The sequence below is a fragment of the Pseudomonas sp. 14A genome, assembly GCF_018132745.1.
Classification (GTDB): Bacteria; Pseudomonadota; Gammaproteobacteria; order Pseudomonadales; family Pseudomonadaceae; genus Aquipseudomonas; species Aquipseudomonas mercuritolerans.
Genome location: NZ_JAGRQJ010000001.1, coordinates 412,305 through 430,542, shown reverse-complemented (window position 1 = coordinate 430,542; position 18,238 = coordinate 412,305). Strand labels below are relative to the sequence as shown.

At 60.7% G+C, this 18,238-nt stretch carries 14 protein-coding genes and 1 riboswitch; of the genes, 6 read left to right on the top strand and 8 right to left on the bottom strand.

The annotated features are described in order from the left end of the window. Positions 1 to 129 precede the first annotated feature (129 nt). The gene (gene thiC, locus PS14A_RS01750; protein ID WP_137215181.1) at positions 130 to 2,019 is read right to left on the bottom strand and encodes a phosphomethylpyrimidine synthase ThiC; all 1,890 of its coding nucleotides are present in this window, start codon (positions 2,017 to 2,019) and stop codon (positions 130 to 132) included. A gap of 144 nt (positions 2,020 to 2,163) precedes the next feature. Beyond that, a riboswitch (TPP riboswitch) is annotated at positions 2,164 to 2,269 on the bottom strand. Positions 2,270 to 2,473: 204 nt separating this feature from the next. On the opposite strand from thiC, the gene PS14A_RS01745 reads away from it, so the two are divergent. Next, positions 2,474 to 3,907, top strand: coding sequence for a TolC family outer membrane protein (locus PS14A_RS01745; protein WP_016771977.1), 1,434 nt, complete (start codon positions 2,474 to 2,476; stop codon positions 3,905 to 3,907). A gap of 1,350 nt (positions 3,908 to 5,257) precedes the next feature. Here the strand turns inward: PS14A_RS01745 and waaA are convergent. Further along, on the bottom strand, positions 5,258 to 6,532 hold the full coding sequence (gene waaA / locus PS14A_RS01740; RefSeq protein WP_212615150.1) for a lipid IV(A) 3-deoxy-D-manno-octulosonic acid transferase: 1,275 nt from the start codon (positions 6,530 to 6,532) through the stop codon (positions 5,258 to 5,260). 11 nt (positions 6,533 to 6,543) lie between these two features. Further along, the gene (locus PS14A_RS01735; protein WP_130911113.1) at positions 6,544 to 7,440 is read right to left on the bottom strand and encodes a LysR family transcriptional regulator; all 897 of its coding nucleotides are present in this window, start codon (positions 7,438 to 7,440) and stop codon (positions 6,544 to 6,546) included. Between the two features lie 108 nt (positions 7,441 to 7,548). Here PS14A_RS01735 and PS14A_RS01730 point away from each other — a divergent pair, with 108 nt between their 5' ends. The 4 genes from PS14A_RS01730 to PS14A_RS01715 all read left to right on the top strand — a co-directional run bounded on the left by PS14A_RS01730 (position 7,549) and on the right by PS14A_RS01715 (position 10,983). Next, on the top strand, positions 7,549 to 7,881 hold the full coding sequence (locus PS14A_RS01730; protein WP_016771980.1) for a multidrug efflux SMR transporter: 333 nt from the start codon (positions 7,549 to 7,551) through the stop codon (positions 7,879 to 7,881). Positions 7,882 to 7,998: 117 nt separating this feature from the next. Beyond that, positions 7,999 to 9,174 (top strand): FAD-dependent oxidoreductase, encoded by a 1,176-nt coding sequence (locus PS14A_RS01725; RefSeq protein WP_212615149.1) that lies wholly within the window; start codon positions 7,999 to 8,001, stop codon positions 9,172 to 9,174. After that, complete coding sequence (locus tag PS14A_RS01720) at positions 9,171 to 9,983, top strand: aldo/keto reductase (protein ID WP_212615148.1); 813 nt, start codon at positions 9,171 to 9,173, stop codon at positions 9,981 to 9,983. Before PS14A_RS01725 ends, PS14A_RS01720 begins: the two co-directional genes overlap by 4 nt. Before the next feature lie 31 nt (positions 9,984 to 10,014). Next, on the top strand, positions 10,015 to 10,983 hold the full coding sequence (locus PS14A_RS01715) for a hypothetical protein (RefSeq protein WP_024011335.1): 969 nt from the start codon (positions 10,015 to 10,017) through the stop codon (positions 10,981 to 10,983). Positions 10,984 to 11,067: 84 nt separating this feature from the next. Here the strand turns inward: PS14A_RS01715 and hldE are convergent, their stop codons facing one another. From hldE to PS14A_RS01700, 3 genes are all read right to left on the bottom strand, one after another. Continuing rightward, on the bottom strand, positions 11,068 to 12,489 hold the full coding sequence (gene hldE / locus PS14A_RS01710; RefSeq protein WP_101156451.1) for a bifunctional D-glycero-beta-D-manno-heptose-7-phosphate kinase/D-glycero-beta-D-manno-heptose 1-phosphate adenylyltransferase HldE: 1,422 nt from the start codon (positions 12,487 to 12,489) through the stop codon (positions 11,068 to 11,070). 99 nt (positions 12,490 to 12,588) lie between these two features. Continuing rightward, positions 12,589 to 14,394 carry a lipid A export permease/ATP-binding protein MsbA gene (gene msbA / locus PS14A_RS01705; protein ID WP_016771984.1) on the bottom strand — a complete coding sequence of 602 codons (1,806 nt, stop codon included), beginning with the start codon at positions 14,392 to 14,394 and terminating at the stop codon, positions 12,589 to 12,591. A 15-nt stretch (positions 14,395 to 14,409) separates the two neighbouring features. After that, the gene (locus PS14A_RS01700) at positions 14,410 to 15,582 is read right to left on the bottom strand and encodes an O-antigen ligase family protein (protein ID WP_137215175.1); all 1,173 of its coding nucleotides are present in this window, start codon (positions 15,580 to 15,582) and stop codon (positions 14,410 to 14,412) included. A 150-nt stretch (positions 15,583 to 15,732) separates the two neighbouring features. On the opposite strand from PS14A_RS01700, the gene PS14A_RS01695 reads away from it, so the two are divergent. Continuing rightward, positions 15,733 to 16,299: a toluene tolerance protein gene (locus tag PS14A_RS01695; protein WP_249121125.1), complete on the top strand. Its 567-nt coding sequence runs from the start codon at positions 15,733 to 15,735 to the stop codon at positions 16,297 to 16,299. Here PS14A_RS01695 and PS14A_RS01690 read toward each other — a convergent pair. Next, positions 16,294 to 17,388, bottom strand: a complete 1,095-nt coding sequence (locus PS14A_RS01690) for a glycosyltransferase (RefSeq protein WP_130912195.1) — start codon at positions 17,386 to 17,388, stop codon at positions 16,294 to 16,296. The genes PS14A_RS01695 and PS14A_RS01690 overlap by 6 nt on opposite strands. 54 nt (positions 17,389 to 17,442) lie before the next feature. Continuing rightward, on the bottom strand, positions 17,443 to 18,204 hold the full coding sequence (locus PS14A_RS01685; protein ID WP_130912194.1) for a glycosyltransferase family 2 protein: 762 nt from the start codon (positions 18,202 to 18,204) through the stop codon (positions 17,443 to 17,445). Positions 18,205 to 18,238 lie beyond the last annotated feature (34 nt).

Genomic DNA, 18,238 nt, shown 5'->3' with positions numbered 1-18,238 from the left:
GCTTGTGGCTAGACTTTTGATCGTTCCCACGCTCTGCGTGGGAACGATCAGTGAAAAAGCTGCAAGCCGCAAGTTAAAGCGGTACGCGGACTGCTTCTAATCTTGCAGCTTGTAGCTTGCCGCTTGTGGCTAGACTTTCTTGTACAGCTGACTGCCTTCCTTCTTGAACCGCTCGGCCTGCTCCGCCAGACCTTTGGCGACGTCCACGTCGACCGCGTCGATGCGCTGGTTGGCCGCATACTCGCGGACTTCCTGGGTGATCTTCATCGAGCAGAATTTCGGCCCGCACATCGAGCAGAAATGCGCGACCTTGGCCGAATCCTTCGGCAGGGTTTCGTCGTGATAGGAGCGCGCGGTGTCCGGGTCCAGGCCGAGGTTGAACTGGTCTTCCCAGCGAAATTCGAAACGCGCCTTGCTCAGTGCGTTATCACGAATCTGCGCGCCCGGATGTCCCTTGGCCAGGTCCGCCGCGTGCGCGGCGATCTTGTAAGTGATGATCCCGGTTTTCACGTCATCCTTGTTCGGCAGGCCCAAGTGTTCCTTCGGCGTCACGTAGCAGAGCATCGCGCAACCGAACCAGCCGATCATTGCCGCGCCGATACCGGAAGTGATGTGGTCATAGCCCGGCGCAATGTCGGTAGTCAGCGGGCCGAGGGTGTAGAACGGCGCCTCGTCGCAGCATTCGAGCTGTTTGTCCATGTTCTCTTTGATCAACTGCATCGGCACGTGGCCCGGGCCTTCGATCATGCATTGCACGTCGTGTTTCCAGGCGATCTTGGTCAGCTCGCCGAGGGTTTCCAGTTCGCCGAATTGCGCTTCGTCGTTGGCGTCGGCAATCGAGCCCGGACGCAGGCCATCGCCCAGCGAGAAGCTGACGTCGTAGGCCTTCATGATTTCGCAGATTTCGTCGAAGTGGGTGTAGAGGAAGTTCTCTTTGTGGTGCGCCAGGCACCACTTGGCCATGATCGAACCGCCACGGGAGACGATGCCGGTCACGCGTTTGGCAGTCAGCGGTACGTAGCGCAGGAGCACGCCGGCGTGAATGGTGAAGTAGTCGACGCCCTGCTCGGCCTGTTCGATCAGGGTGTCGCGGAACAGCTCCCAGGTCAGGTCTTCAGCGACGCCGTTGACCTTCTCCAGCGCCTGATAGATCGGCACGGTACCGATCGGCACCGGCGAGTTACGAATGATCCACTCGCGGGTTTCGTGAATGTGTTTGCCGGTGGACAGGTCCATCACCGTGTCCGAGCCCCAGCGAATGCCCCAGGTCAGTTTCGCCACTTCTTCTTCGATCGAAGAACCCAGGGCGCTGTTGCCGATGTTGCCGTTGATCTTCACCAGGAAGTTACGGCCGATGATCATCGGTTCCAGTTCGACGTGGTTGATGTTGGCGGGAATGATCGCGCGGCCGCGAGCGATTTCTTCGCGGACGAATTCCGCGGTGATTTCTTGCGGAATGCTTGCGCCGAAGCTGTGGCCGGCGTGTTGCTGCTTGAGCAGGCCAGCCGCGCGGGCCTCTTGCAGCTTCATGTTTTCGCGGATGGCGACGTATTCCATCTCGGCAGTGATGATGCCTTTGCGCGCGTAGTGCATCTGGCTGACGTTGGCCCCGACCTTGGCGCGGCGCGGGTTGTTGACGTGGGCAAAGCGCAGTTTGGTCAGTTCGGCATCGGCCAGACGCTGCTGACCGAAGTTCGAACTCAGGCCCGGCAGGCGCTCGGTGTCGCCACGGTCATCGATCCACGCCGAACGCACATCGCCGAGGCCTTTGCGCACGTCGATCACCACGTTCGGATCGGTGTACGGGCCGGAGGTGTCGTAGACCGTGACCGGGGCGTTGATCTCGCCGCCGAAATCGGTCGGGGTTACATCGAGGCTGATTTCGCGCATCGGTACGCGGATGTCCGGGCGCGAACCCTGAACGTAGACTTTTTGCGAACGGGTGAACGGCTTGACCGATTGCTCGTCGACCTTGGCCGAGTCACTCAGGTTGATCGCGTTTTTTTCTTTTGTTGTCATCACAGGCTCTCCAGACAGCATCCAGCAGTGGATTGTCGGAGCAGAACCTGAAAGGCACGGACGCACCAGGACCGGTGCTGTGCATTCGTCATGGCGTTCGATTGTCGAACAATATCCCGGACGAAGCACAAGAGGACTCGCCGGGTGACGAGAAATCTTGTTCCCTACGCAGGCGCTAACCTGATCAGGTTCAACGGGATCCGAAATTATTCGATCTCAGCCTCATAGCAAGGCACCCCGACAAGAACCCGGCCAGTCTAGACACAACCACCGAGGAACGCCAACACCGCAGCAAACGCCATGATGAATGGCGTAAATACCCAGGCTGGCCGATTGTTGCCGGAGCAATGCGCAACTACACTCGCTTGGCCTGCTCAGCCTTGACGCTGTGCGGGCTGCGCCTTACCTTTGGCGCCCGGATTACTTCCATAATATTCATGCTAGGGATCGCCTCATGCTGCGCAAACTTTCACTGGCTGTTGCCGTGTCCTGTGCGTCCAACACAATGGCCTGGGCAGCGGAAGCACCCTTGTCGACCAAAACCGATCTGGTCAGCGTCTACCAGGAAGCGGTCGACAATAACGCCGACCTCGCGGCGGCCCGCGCCCAGTATGGCGCGCAAAAAGAAGTGGTGCCCCAGGCCCGCGCCGGTCTGCTGCCGAACCTGTCCGGTGGCGCCGAAGTCGCCGACGTGCGCACCTCGATCGACCAACCCTCGGCCATCGCCAACCGCAGCGCGCATTCCTACCAGGCGACACTCGCGCAGCCGCTGTTCCGCGCCGATCGCTGGTTCCAGTATCAAGCAGCCAAGGACGTCAACGAACAGGCCGCGCTGCAACTGTCGGCGACCGAACAGAACCTGATCCTGCAATCGGCCGAAAGCTACTTCAACGTGCTGCGCAGCCAGGACAATCTGGCCTCGACCAAGGCTGAAGAAGCGGCGTTCAAACGTCAGCTCGACCAGTCCAACGAGCGTTTCGATGTCGGCCTCTCGGACAAGACCGACGTGCTGCAATCGCAAGCCAGTTACGACACCGCGCGAGCCAACCGTATCGTCGCCCAGCGTCAGGTCGATGATGCGTTCCAGGCGTTGATCACCCTGACCAACCGTCAGTACAACTCGATTCAGGGCATCGTCCACACGCTGCCGATCCTGCCGCCGGCGCCCAACGATGCGAAATCCTGGGTCGACACGGCGGCGCGGCAGAACCTCAATCTGCTCGCCAGCAACTACGCGGTCAGCTCCGCCGAGCAGACGCTCAAGCAGCGCAAGGCCGGCCACCTGCCGACTCTCGACGCCGTGGCGAAATACGAGAAAGGCGACAACGACGCCCTCGGCTTCGCCAACCCCAACTCGTTCGGCGCGCCTTATGGCGGCAACGTCGAGCAGAGCACCCTGGGCCTGCAACTGAACATCCCGATCTACAGCGGCGGGCTGACCAGTTCGCAAGTGCGTCAGTCCTATGCGCAACTGGATCAGAGCGAACAGCAGCGCGAATCGCTGCGCCGGCAAGTGGTGGAAAACACCCGCAATCTGCACCGCGCGGTGAACACCGACGTCGAGCAGGTGCAGGCGCGCCGCCAGTCGATCATCTCCAACCAGAGCGCGGTGGAAGCCACGGAGATCGGTTATCAGGTCGGCACACGCAACATCGTCGACGTGCTCGACGCGCAGCGCCAGCTGTACACCTCGGTGCGCAACTACAACAACACCCGCTACGACTACATCCTCGACAACCTGCGCCTGAAGCAGGCGGCGGGAACGCTGAATCCGGGTGACCTGGAAGATCTGCGGCGCTATCTGAAAGCCGACTACAACCCGGACAAGGACTTCCTGCCGCCGGATCTGGCGTCGGCGGCTGAAGCGCAGCTCAAGGCCCGGCCATAAACAATCTGGATGAATCCCCTGTGGCAAGGGGATTTATCCCCGTCCGGCTGCGCAGCAGTCGTAAATCCGGCTTGCCAGATTTGCCTGAATCACCGCGCTGAATGGTTTGGGGCTGCTTCGCAACCCAGCGGGGATGAATCCCCTCACCACAGTAAGGCCGGACCATAAACAATCTGGAATGAACCCCCTGTGGCGAGGGGATTTATCCCCGTCCGGCTGCGCAGCAGTCGTAAATCCTGCTTGCCAGATCTGACTGAATCACCGCGCTGAATGGTCTTGGGGCTGCTTCGCAACCCAGCGGGGATAAATCCCCTCGCCACAGTATGGCCCGGCCATAAACAATCTGGATGAATCCCCTGTGGTGAGGGGATTTATCCCCGTCCGGCTGCGCAGCAGTCGTAAATCCTGCTTGTCAGATCTGACTGAATCACCGCGCTGAATGGTTTTGGGGCTGCTTCGCAACCCAGCGGGGATAAATCCCCTCGCCACAGTATGGCCCGGCCATAAACAATCTGAATGAATCCCCTGTGGTGAGGGGATTTATCCCCGTCCGGCTGCGCAGCAGTCGTAAATCCTGCTTGCCAGATCTGACTGAATCACCGCGCTGAATGGTTTCGGGGCCGCTTCGCAACCCAGCGGGGATGAATCCCCTCGCCACAGTAAGGCCCGGCCATAAACAATCTGGATGAATCCCCTGTGGTGAGGGGATTTATCCCCGTCCGGCTGCGCAGCAGTCGTAAATCCGACTTGCCAGATCTGACTGAATCACCGCGCTGAATGGTTTTGGGGCTGCTTCGCAACCCAGCGGGGATAAATCCCCTCACCACAGTATGGCCCGGCCATAAACAATCGGAATGAACCTCTGTGGTGAGGGGATTTGTCCCCGTCCGGCTGCGCAGCAGTCGTAAATCCTGCTTGCCAGATCTGACTGAATCACCGCGCTGAATGGTTTTGGGGCTGCTTCGCAACCCAGCGGGGATAAATCCCCTCGCCACAGTATGGCCCGGCCATAAACAATCTGAATGAATCCCCTGTGGTGAGGGGATTTATCCCCGTCCGGCTGCGCAGCAGTCGTAAATCCTGCTTGCCAGATCTGACTGAATCACCGCGCTGAATGGTTTCGGGGCCGCTTCGCAACCCAGCGGGGATGAATCCCCTCGCCACAGTAAGGCCCGGCCATAAACAATCTGGATGAATCCCCTGTGGTGAGGGGATTTATCCCCGTCCGGCTGCGCAGCAGTCGTAAATCCGGCTTGCCAGATCTGACTGAATCACCGCGCTGAATGGTTTTGGGGCTGCTTCGCACCCCAGCGGGGATGAATCCCCTCGCCACGGTAATATTCCAGGCGATTATTGGATCAGCCGCGCCAAGCCATCCACCAGCCGCTGTAACGCGCCCTGATTGCGGCGCATCACCGCCAGCCCGGCCTCGGCCATGCGCTGCGCATCACGCGGCAGTTCGAACAAGCGCTGCACCTCGACTGCGAGGCCTTCGGCATCATCCACTTCGGCCAACGCCCCGGCTTCGCGCAACTGCGCGGCGATGTCGAGGAAGTTGAACAGGTGCGGGCCGCTGAGTACCGGTTTCGCCAGCGCGGCGGGTTCGAGCAGGTTGTGCCCGCCATTCGGCACCAGACTGCCGCCGACAAATGCGCTGTCGGCCAGGGCATAGAGAAACAGCAACTCGCCCATGGTGTCGCCAAGCAGCACGCGCGTCTGCGCATCGACATTGGCCCCGGTCGAGCGACGTACCGTGGCGAAACCTTCGCGCTGGCACAGCTCGAACACCGAATTGAAGCGCTCGGGATGACGCGGTACCAGAATCAGCAACGCGTCGGGATGGCTGGCAAGCAATCGACGATGGGCGTCAAGCACCACTTCGTCTTCGCCTTCGTGAGTGCTCGCGGCGATCCATACCGGGCGATCCTGCGCCTGCCATTGGTTACGCAGATCGGCTGCACGCTGCAACAGTTGCGGGTCGATGGTCAGGTCGAACTTGATCGAACCGGTGACTTCAACGGTTTCCGAACGCGCGCCGAGATCGCGGAAGCGCTGGGCCTCGGCTTCGGTCTGCACGGCGAACAGGCTCATCTCAGCCAGCATCGGCGCGGTCAATTTACTGAAGCGGCCATAACCACGCGCCGAACGCTCGGACAACCGTCCATTGGCCAACGCCACCGGAATTCCGCGCTTGGCACATTGATGAATGTGGTTGGGCCACAGCTCGGTTTCCATGATCACCGCAAGTTTCGGCTGCACGCGATCAAGAAAACGTGCCGCCGCACAAGGCAAGTCATACGGCAGATAGCAGTGTTGAATGCGCGCCTCGTTGGCGAACAGTGCCTGAATCCGCTCCGAACCGGTCGGGGTCATGCAGGTCACGGTGATCGGCAGCGTCGGATAGCGCTCCAGCAGCGCGCGGATCATCGGCGCGGCAGCAATGCTTTCGCCGACCGACACCGCGTGCACCCAGATGCCGCCGGGCTGCAAGGTCGGCATGCCAAGAGTAAAGCGCTCGCCAATGCGCTTGGCATAGGCCGGCGCCTTGCGTGCGCGCAGCCACAGCCGAATCGCCACCAATGGCAGCCCCAGGTAAAACAGCGCGGTGTAGAGAGTTCTATTCATGGCGGCGGAGTTTATCGGCTTTTGTCGCCGATCGCCCGCAAGTGCACGGCAAAACGTTCCGCCAGCCAGCGCGCGGCCGGGCCGAGCGGTTCGTCGCGGCGCCAGACCAGTTCCACCACCAGCGCTGGCGGCGTCCATTCGCTGTCGAGCTCAATCATCTGGCCTTGATACGCCGAGTACTGCACAACGTGGCGCGGCAACCACGCCCAGCCGAGATCGCGCACCAGCCATTCGGACATCACGTAAAAGCTGTCGGCGCGCCACACCTGCGGGCTGGCCGGCTCGTTGCCGGGATAGACGCTGGTCTGCGTCGACATCAGCAGTTGCCGGTGCTGCGCCAGTTGCTCGCACGTCACGTAAGCCTGCTGCGCCAGCGGATGATTGACGCCGCAGACCGTGAGCATTTCGACGCGGCCAAGCACGCGGCGCTCAAGGGCTTCGGGGATTTCATCGTGATAGAACAGCAGGCCGAGATCAGCGCGACGCTCGACCAGTTTGCGCGCGACTTCGCCTTGGGCGGCGCTGGTCAGTTGCACTTCCAGGCTGGGAAACTGCTCGGCCAGTTCGCCGAAACTCTCCACCAGCGCTTGATAGGGCATCGCCTCGTCCTGGGCCACTCGCAATTGCGCCTCCTGGCCGCGCAGCATCGCCATGGCCCTGCCGTTGAGGCGCTCGCACTGGCGCAACACTTCACGGGCCTCTTCCAGCAATGCCGCGCCCGCCTCGGTGAGCATCGGCTGCCGACCGCTGCTGCGTTCGAACAGGCTCACGCCCAAATCCTCTTCGAGCATCGCAACAGCACTGCTGATCGCCGATTGCGCCTTGCGTTGTCGCCGCGCCACGGCGGAGAAAGACCGCTGTTCAGCGACGTCGACAAATACACGCAGCTGCTCGAGATTCCATTGCATGATTGCTTCCAACCCATCTTCAGAACAGATAGGTAATGACTTTACCCCATCTGAGCAGTCCCTAGAATGTCACCTCAGCAAGCAACGATTTATTTGAGGATCGAAACCATGAACGCCTACGTCTATCTGGCCATCGCCATCTGCGCCGAAGTGATCGCCACCGTTTCGATGAAAGCGGTCAAGGGCTTCAGCACGCCGCTGCCGCTGATTCTGGTGATTGTCGGCTACGGGATCGCATTCTGGATGCTGACGCTGGTGGTGCGCACCGTACCGGTGGGCGTTGCCTACGCGGTCTGGGCGGGGATGGGCATTGTCATGGTCAGCGTCGCCGCTCTGTTCATTTACGGGCAGAAACTCGACGTACCGGCGATGCTGGGGATGGCGTTGATCGTGCTGGGGGTCGTTGTGATTCAGCTGTTTTCGAAAACCGCCGGGCATTAAAAAGCAGCAGCAAGCTTCAAGCGGCAAGCCGCAAGCATTGCTGATTTGCTGGTCCGGGTTGCAGCTTGCAGCTTGAAGCTTGAAACTTGCGGCTTCTTCAAGCTCCGAGGTCGCTGCATGCCATCCGTTATTTCCACCGACGTTCTGATTGTCGGCGCTGGTGTCGCCGGCCTCTGGCTGAATGCGCGCCTGCGCGGTCAGGGTTTTTCGACCGTGCTGGTGGAAAGCGCCAGCCTCGGTGGCGGGCAGAGCGTGAAGTCCCAGGGCATCATCCATGGCGGCGCCAAATACGCGCTGCACGGTGCGCTGACTGGCGCCTCGGAAGCCATCGCCGACATGCCGCGCCGCTGGCGCGAGGCGCTGGCCGGGACTGGCGAGCTGGATCTGTCCGGCGTGCGCCTGCTGTCCGAAGCTCATTACCTGTGGTCGCCAGGCACACTGGCCGGCAATCTCACCAGTTTCTTCGCCAGTAAAGCCGTGCGTGGCCGGGTCGATCAGGTCAAGGGCGATGAACTGCCGCCGGCCCTGCAAGACAAGCGCTTCAAGGGCAAGGTCTATCGCCTCGCCGAACTGGTGGTCGACGTGCCGAGCCTGATCCAGCGTCTGGCCGAGCTGGCCGGTGACGGTCTGCTCGCCGGTAAGGTGATCGAGCCGCTGCTGGAAGCCGGTGTGCTGGTCGGCCTGAAAGTCGATGGGCGTGAGATCCGCGCCCAGCGCATCGTCCTCAGTGCTGGCGCCGGCACGGCCGAACTGCTCGAAGCGTTGGGCCTCAGTCGCCCGGCCATGCAGCGCCGACCACTGCACATGATCCTCGCGAAGGGCCCCGGCTTGAAACCGCTGTACGCGCACTGCCTGGGCGGCGGCACCAAGCCACGCATCACCGTAACCACGCATCCGGCGGCTGATGGTCAGTGGGTCTGGTACATGGGCGGCGACATTGCCGAAAGCGAAGGCGTGGCCCGCGAGCCGGCCGAACAGATCGCCACCGCGCAAAAGGAAATCGCCCAGCTGCTGCCATGGATCGACCTCAGCACCACGCAATGGGCAACCCTGCGCGTCGACCGCGCCGAGCCGCTGCAAAGCGGCCTTACCCGCCCGGACAACGCTTTCCTCGCCGAGGAGGGTCGCTTGCTCGTCGGCTGGCCGACCAAACTGGCACTGGCGCCGGACTTCGCCGACCGCGTCATCGCTTCGTTGCAACACGACGGCATCCAGCCGCAGGCGACTGAACCGCTGCCGCCGCTGCCGAAACCACCGCTCGGCGTACCCGCGTGGGAGCAACTGCTGCCATGACCATCGCCACCCTGCACGAACTGCATCGCCCGCTGGGCAGCACCGGCCTGACGGTGTCGCCGCTGGGTCTGGGCACGGTCAAACTCGGCCGCGACCAAGGGGTGAAATACCCCAACGGCTATCAGATCCCCGGCGATGACGAGGCGCGCATGCTGCTGCGCCAGGCGCGCGACTTGGGAATCAACCTGATCGACACCGCACCGGCCTATGGTCGCAGCGAAGAACGCCTTGGCCCGCTGCTGCGCGGTCAGCGTCAGGATTGGGTGATCGTCAGCAAGGTCGGCGAAGAGTTTACCGATGGCCTGTCGCGTCACGATTTCAGCGCCGCGCACACACGGATGTCGGTCGAACGCAGCCTGCAACGTCTGGAAACGGATTTTATCGACCTGGTCCTCGTGCACTCGGACGGCAACGACATGGCCATCCTTGAGCACGAAGAGGTGTACGTCACCCTCGCGGCGCTGAAGGCCGAGGGCAAGATTCGCGGCTTCGGCTTTTCCGGCAAAACCGTCGAAGGCGGCTTGAAAGCCCTGGAGCAAGGCGACTGTGCGATGGTCACCTACAATCTGAACGAACAAAACGAAAAGGCGGTCATTGACTATGCTGCTGCCCACGGCAAAGCGATTCTGGTGAAAAAAGCCTTGGCCAGCGGTCATGTCTGTCTGAGTCCGGGAGTCGATCCGGTGCGCGCCAGCTTCGAGTTGCTGTTCACTCAGCCCGGCGTCGCCAGTGCTATTGTCGGCACCATCAATCCGCTGCACCTCGCCCATAACGCCGCGACCGTTGCCCAGGTCCTGCGTGGTCACTGACGCCGCCCCGCGGCCTTAAGCAGGAGCCGATATGCCGCGCACGCTCATCCGCAAGAACCCGAGCAACTTCAAGACGCTGCCGCTGTTCGTCGAAGCCACGCCCGAGGGCCTGAGCTATCAGAGCGTCGGCATGCCGCTGAATTTCGCCCAGACCCTGCAACGGCGTAAACCGGTCAGCGTCGCCGACAGCGAGCGCTTCGCCCTGGAACTGGCCAACCTCGGCGTGTCCGTGCGCCTGACCCTGCATTGGCAGAACCGCGATTACTGGGTGCTGGTGCGCCAGCGTCGGCAGGATCGCGGCGACGTGGTACTGAAGCTGATTTCCGGCTACGTGCCGGCCCACGAATTGAATATTCCGCTGCACACAGCGATTCAGGAAATTGCCGAAGAGTGTCTGCTGGAAACCCCGGAAGGCTGGCTCGGCGGGCGTTTCAACGACACCTGGCTGCCTGCGCCCTACTCCGCCGCGCTGCATTACCGCGAAGCGCTGCCGTTCCGCCTTACGCCATTGTCCGGATCCGCACGGCCGGTGCGCTGCGCCAACCTGCAATTGCTGGAGCGGCCACGGGCCTACGTGCATTTGCCGACGGCATCACTGCAATTGATCTATGACTTGCGCCTGGACGTACCCAAGGAAGCGAAATCCCTGAGCCTGTTTCATGTCGATGAGCGTCTGGAAGGCGATCAACTGGTGGCGCGGCTCGATCGCAAACGGCCTGACCTGTACTTGATGCCATTGCACGACGGTCAGCCGCTGCCTGAGTTGTATACCCTGAAAAAGGATCAACTGTATCCGGCGAGTACGCGCGGTCTGTATCTGGCTGAAAGCTTTGCCCGACAGGATGGCTGGCTGGTGCGCGATGAGCGGATTCGCTGGAAGGACTGGTTGCGCCAACAGGGCCTGACGCCAGCGGAGAAGGCCACTGGACTGGCACGCCTGCGCGGCAAGGCCAGGCAATTGCTGAAGAAAATCGTACCGCGCAAGAAAGTGAATTCCTGAAAGCAAAAGATCGCAGCCTTCGACAACTCCTGCATTGGAATGTATTTCCCTGTAGGAGCTGCCGCAGGCTGCGATCTTTTGATCTTATTGGCCGCGGATCTTTTCCACGATCGCTGTCGTCGAGCTGTTTTCCACCAGACCCAAAACTTTCACGGTGCCGCCGTAAGCGGTAACGATATCGGCGCCGACTACCTGATCGATGCCGTAATCGCCGCCCTTGACCAACACATCCGGTTTGACCTCGCGCAGCAGGTTTTCCGGCGTGCCTTCAGAAAAGCTGATCACCCAGTCCACCGCGCCGAGACCGGCGAGTACCGCCATGCGTCGATCAACGCTGTTGATCGGCCGGCCCGGGCCTTTCAGGCGGCTGACCGAGGCGTCATCGTTGACCGCGACGATCAGACGATCGCCTTGAGCGCGGGCCTGTTCCAGATAGGTCACGTGGCCGGCATGGAGGATGTCGAAGCAGCCATTGGTGAAGACAATCCGCTCGTTGTGCGCACGGGCATCGTCAACCGCCAGCAGCAGTTGCTCAAGACCCAGCACACCTCGCTCCGAACCTTCTTCGCGCTGAATGGCGCGGCGCAGCTCCGGGGCGCTGATCGCTGCTGTACCAAGCTTGCCGACGACGATACCGGCCGCCAGATTGGCCAGCGCCACCGCGTGCGGCAGTTCTTCGCCAGCGGCAATGGCTGCCGCCAATGTCGAAATCACCGTATCGCCGGCACCGGTCACGTCGAACACTTCGCGGGCGCGGGCCGGCAGGTGCAACGCCGGATGATCCGGGCGCAACAAGGTCATGCCGTGTTCGCCGCGGGTCACCAGCAGTGCGCCGAGGTCGAGTTCCTGCATCAGCACGGCGCCTTTGCTCACCAGCTCGTGCTCATCGGCGCAACCACCGACGATGGTTTCGAACTCGCTGAGGTTCGGCGTGATCAGGCTGGCGCCGCGGTAGATCGAAAAATCCTTGCCCTTCGGATCGGCCAGCACCGGAATGCCCTTGGCACGGGCGGCCTGGATCAGCGTCTGATGATTCTTCAGCGCGCCTTTACCGTAATCCGACAGCACCAGCACTTTGATGCCTTCCAGCAGCTCGTCGACCTGCGCGGCCAGTGCCAGCGCATCGGTGGCGAACACCTCTTCGAAATCTATACGCAGCAGTTGCTGGTGCCGGCTCATGACCCGCAGTTTGACGATGGTCGGTTGATGGGCGATGCGCTGAAACAAGGCGCGCACGCCGGCGCCCTTGAGACTGTTGCTCAGGCTGTCGGCGGCTTCGTCATCGCCGGTCACGCCCACCAGTGATGCCGGTGCACCCAGCGCGGCAATGTTCAGCGCCACGTTGGCGGCACCGCCCGGGCGATCTTCGATCTGCTCGACCTTGACCACCGGCACCGGCGCCTCAGGGGAAATCCGTGAGGTTCCGCCATGCCAGTAACGGTCGAGCATGACATCGCCGACCACCAAGACAGGGGCTTGATCGAATCGCGGCATCGACAATTTCATGGAGCAACCCACATACAAAATGAACAGGGGCGCGATATTAACAGGATCGCGCACACCGGGAATACACGAGGGTGAGGCTGGCTCACCCTGGTCTGCAGATCAGGCAATGTCTTCGGCCGGGGCATCCAGGCCCATCGCATGCAGACGCGCATAGTAGCCATTGTGGGCAAGCAGTTGGGCATGCGTGCCGCGCTCGACGATTTCGCCCTGATCCATGACCAGAATCAGATCGGCCTTCTCGATGGTCGACAAACGGTGGGCAATCACCAGCGTGGTGCGGCCCTTCATGACATGGTCGAGTGCCGCCTGAATGTGCCGCTCTGATTCGGTATCGAGGGCCGACGTCGCTTCGTCGAGGATCAGCAGCGGGGCATTTTTCAACAGCGCCCGGGCGATCGCCAGACGCTGACGCTGTCCACCAGACAACAGCACACCGTTCTCGCCGACCTGGGTATCGAGGCCCTGGGGCATCTGCGCGATGAAGTCCATGGCAAATGCGTCCCGGGCGGCTTTCTCGATATCTTCCCGAGGCGCGCCTGCCAGATCGCCGTAAGCGATGTTGTTGGCGATGGTGTCGTTGAACAGCGTTACATGCTGAGTGACCTGTGCCACATGGCGACGCAGATTGCGCAGGCGATAATCTTCGATCTCGACATCATCGAGCAGAATCTCGCCGGTCTCGTGGTGATAGAAACGCGGAATCAGACTGGCCAGCGTCGATTTGCCGCTGCCGGAACGCCCGACCAGGGCGATCATCTGACCTGGCGATGCGGTGAAGCTGATGTTTTTCAGCACTTCCCGTTCGGTGCCCGGGTAAGTGAAGCTGAGGTTGTTCACCGCCAGGTGGCCACTGACCCGATCACGCTCGATCGTGCCGGTATCGATTTCCGGTTCAACGTCGAGTTGCTCGAAAATGCTTTCTGCACCGGCCACGCCTTTCTGGATGGTCGAGCTGACTTCGGACAATTGCCGGATCGGTTTCGGCAGCAGGCCCGCGGCCGTGATGTAGGCCACCAGATCACCGGCCGTTGCATCACCGCGCAGGAACAGCACCAGGAACATCAGCACGGCCATGGCGGTATAGATCACCAGCTGCAGCATCGGCGTATACACCGCGCCGGTCTTGGTCATGCGCAACTGTTTGTCGGTGTTGCTCTGGCTGGCCGCCGCAAAACGCTGCTGCTCATAAGCCTCGCCACCAAAACTGCGCACGACCCGATAGCCTTGAATGGTTTCGGAAGCGACGTGAGTGACATCGCCCATGGCCACTTGAATCTTCTTGCTCTGCTTGCGGAATTTCTTGCTGGTGTTGCCGACCATGAACGCGATCACCGGCAGGATCGCCAGCATCACCAGGGTCAGCTTCCAGTTCATCCAGAGCAGATAGGCGAACAGGAAGACCACGGTCAGACCTTCGCGGATCACCACTTTGATGGCATCGGTAGCGGCGCCGGTGACCATGGTCACGTTGAAGGTAATGCGCGAGATCAGATGACCCGAGTTGTGGGTATCGAAATAGCGGTTGGGCAATACCAACAGCTTGTTGAACAATTCGATACGCAGGTCATGCACCAGCCCCAACGAAACCCTCGCCAGGTAATAGTTGCCGAGAAACGAGCCGAGGCCTTGCCACGCGGCGATCAGGATGATCAGCAACGGCACAGCCATCAACAGCTGCACGTCTCGCAGATAGGGCACATTGGGGAAGAGCACCGCTTCAGGGTTGCTCAGGCCATCGACGAAATACTTGAGAATCCCGGCCAGCATCGGTTGCGTGGAAGCAAAGATCACGAAGCCCACGATACTCAGCAGGAAAAGACCGATATAGGGTTTTACGTACCCCAACAGCCGAAAGTAGATTTTCAGGCTGGATTCCTGTTCCGCTTTGGGCGGTGCGTCAGTCATCGTAGAGCTCACTGGTTAAGAAGAACGCGAAATTTTATCACAAGCGCCGCCATTGGCCCGCGCCCATACCAAAACGCTGGCAAGCCCCAACGGCAGCCAGCTGATGAACCACTCGGCACGAGGGGTGCCGGTCAGGCTGGCAGCGTCGAACTGCATCGCCAGTGTCGAGAACAGCCAGATACCGATAACCCCACGGGCATAAAGGGTCTCGCGAACTTTCCAAGCCTGGAGAATCACGCCGAACCAGACGGCAGCCCATAACAGTAGTCCCGGCAGACCCAGCACGATTGCGACGTGGGTAAACAGATTGTGGGCGTGGTCGAAAGTCATGCCCGACCAGAAAACCCGATAGTCCCCACCCAGGCCCAACCCACCCCAGGGATGTTTGGCGATCATATCCAGAGAGGCCATCAGAATCTGCGGACGATACGAGACCCCGCGCGCCAGAACCAATGGTTCGAAAAACCACAGCGCCAGCATGGCCACCACCAGAGCTACGGCCGCGACGATGCGACTGTGGCGGTCACGGCACCACATCGGCATGGCCAGGATGGTGAGAAACAATGCCAATCCCGCACCACGACTCTGACTCATCAGCACAAATGTGCCCAGCACCGCCAGCGCCAACGCATAGATCACTTGCCATATCACACCGCGGGGCGCCCACAATGCCAGCCACACAGCCGCCACACCGATCACATAGCCACCGAGGATCGGATGCGCCAGCTCACCCAGCCCTTCCACCCGGGCGGACCAGACGTTGCCTTCTATGCCGTAGAACTTGACGATAGCCACCAGCGCAGTCACTGCCAGCCCCAGCCCGCCCCACTGCATGATGCGGATCAATCGCTCGGGACGCCCATTGGCAAACACCGGAAAAAACAGCAGAAACACCACGATGTACAACAGGCGCTTGGCTTCGCGGCCGGGCTCAGGTGCGTTTGTCCATGCCAGACTGATCAGCGACCAGATCAGCAGACCGAGCATTGGCAGGTAGATCCAGCGTTGCTCATGGAGCACTGCCATGACGCGATGGCGCGCCGGCCAACACAGCAACAGCGCCGGCAACCAGACGAGAGCGACCAGCCCTTGTTGGTAGACCTTGTTGGTGGGCGCTACGGCAATGGCCAGTAGAAACCACAAGAGCCCTGTCGCCATCCATAGTTGCGCCCAGCGTGTTTCCTGCATCAATCTGCTCCTGACAAGGGTTCGCCCATGCGACGCGGCATGGTTAAAATCGAAACTTTTCGGCATCATTGCCCGCTACAACACCCCGCACTTTCGACAAGGCTTCCTACGATGCGATGCTCCCGGCTTTCACAAGCCGCTCTAGACCAAATGATCGACGCTGCCAAAGTGCTGGAAGCGGACAGCTACGGGCCGAAAGTCTACCTGCTGCAGGATGGAAAAATTCTTAAACTGTTCCGTCGCAAACGGTTTTTTTCATCCGCTTTGTTTCGCCCCTATTCGAAGCGATTCATCGACAATGCCGTCGAACTGCAAAAGCTCGGCGTACCGACGTTGCAGATTCTCCAGTTCTTCCGCCTCGAGAAACCCGGCATGACCGCCGTGCTGTATCAGCCTCTGCCAGGACAAACGCTGCGGCAGATAGCCAGCGAACAAGGGTTCGACTGGAAGCAGGCATTGCCGGATCTGGCCGCTTTGATACGCAGCCTGCACCGCTCGGGCATCTATTTCCGCTCCCTGCATCTTGGCAATATCGTCGTCACACCAGACAACCGCATGGGCCTGATCGATGTCGCCGACATGCGCTTTACCCGTGGACCGTTGCCCGAACGCTTGATCAGACGCAACCTGCAACATTTCGCCCGCTATATTGCGCGCGAGAAGCTGAACGACAGCTTTCCGATGCAGGCACTGGAGCGCGCAGTGTTGTCGTCATGAAAACAATGCGCGGGCAGCCTGGCTGAAGCTCGACCAGGCCTCGTCCGGCGCAAGCATCCGGTATTGCTCGGCATTGATCGCCCGAGATGAGGCACTGAAGGCTCGGTCAATGGCCTCGGACCATGCTTGCGTGTCATTGACCGGGGCATACCAGCCAGCGCTGCCCAGCTGTTCGCTGAACACTTCCAGATCGCTGCACAGCACCGGTACGCCGGCCATCACCGCCTCCTGCATGACCAGCCCCAAGCCCTCTTCCAACGAAGGTATGGCAACCCAGTCGAATGCACGATAAAGCTGCGCTGCTTCGTTCAGATGCCCGGTCAGCAAGACCTTCCCATGCAAGCCAAGCGCTTCGATGCGCTGCTCCAGGGCCGTACGTTTGGAGCCCTCACCAATAATGACCAGGCGCAAGTCCGGGCGGGTGTCGAGTGCTGCAGCAAAGGCATCAAGCAGATAGCCGAAACCCTTTTCGGAGACCAGCCGCCCCACCGCGCCCAATACCGGCGTATCGCCTTGCGGCAATCCCAACCGTGCCCGGGCTTGCTCGCGGGTGAACAGCTCAGCGCGAAATGCCTCCGGATCGAACGCACTTCGCAACGGAGTGACAGGCATCTGCAGATCATGAGCCAGCGAATCGGCAAGGGTGCTGGAGACAGCAACCAATGTCAGCCGGGACGCCGGCAATGCCTGAAAAAGTGCCTGATCGCCGGCATTCAGACGTGCCGAGCCATGGAAAATCACCACGACGCGGATGTCTGGCAGACTCTTGAGGACCGGCAATAACGTGCGTGCCACCCCCATGCCGTCCAGCAGCAGCAATCGAGCGTCGCTGTCCACTAGCGCCTGGCGAAACCTCGCCCGCATCAAGGGTCTGGCGAAGCGCCAGAAATGCCGGCCTTTGAGGCGGGCCGACGATAATTGCCACTCCCGTACCTCGCCGACGTCCACGCCGCACTCGGTTCCCTGCCCCTGGAGCAGCCAGGTCTTGACCTCCGCCGAAGGCGAGGCCTGAGACAATATCTGCTGGTGCACTTTATGGATTGATGCGAACGGAGCACCACCGGCCCACATGATATTCAGGATATTCATCGGGCAGAAAGCCGTTGCATGGATTTGCGGGGACAAGCTGCGGCGTACTCGAACTCAGTTGATGAACCAGCCAATGCAGACTCCCAGCAATAGAAACAGGGCGAACTTGATCTGTTCGCGGCGATTGCGGCGCGCTTTGCGTTCACGCTCGACATCCGTTTGCACATGCAGGCCGAAACCGGTGTGCATGACCGCGTCTGCCTCGAGGATCAAGGCGTCCCTGTTCAATTGCGAGTAGCGCTGTGACAAGGCCTTTTCGCCACCGTGCCCGGCGAAAGGTGCACACAACCGATAGTCCTCGAGTCGGCGCAACCCCGGGTTCAGCGAGAACCCCTGCCACTCCGGCTTGTCGGAAATCAGCGGATAACACGCGACGCCATCGACAATCTCGCGCGCGCCCAAATGGATATAAGGGCTGTGAACACGCAGATCGTGATTATAGCTGCGCAACCAGATCTGCAGAATTTCCGGCCGGGCCTCCAGAATAGTCATGGAGTCTTCCACGAACCCCGGACGGTAGAACTCCCAGTCGTCTTCGCAATGGAAGATATAAGGCGTAGTGACCTGCCCGTAGGCCAGGTCGATCGATGCCAACTGGCCCAGCTTCGGACGATTGACGAAGATCGTGCAATGCTCTTTCCAGTGCGCAGGCAGAATCCCGGCAACGCCTTCGTCGCCGGCATCTTCGGTGATGAACACTTCACGAATGGGTGCCGTGTTGTATCGGTCGAAGCTGTCGAGAGTGGTCTTGAGCAGATCGAGTCGACCGCAGCTGGTAACCACCAATGTAATCTGGCTTTCTTTGGAAAATTGCACCGAAATCTCGTTAATCAGAAGTCGCCAGCAATAT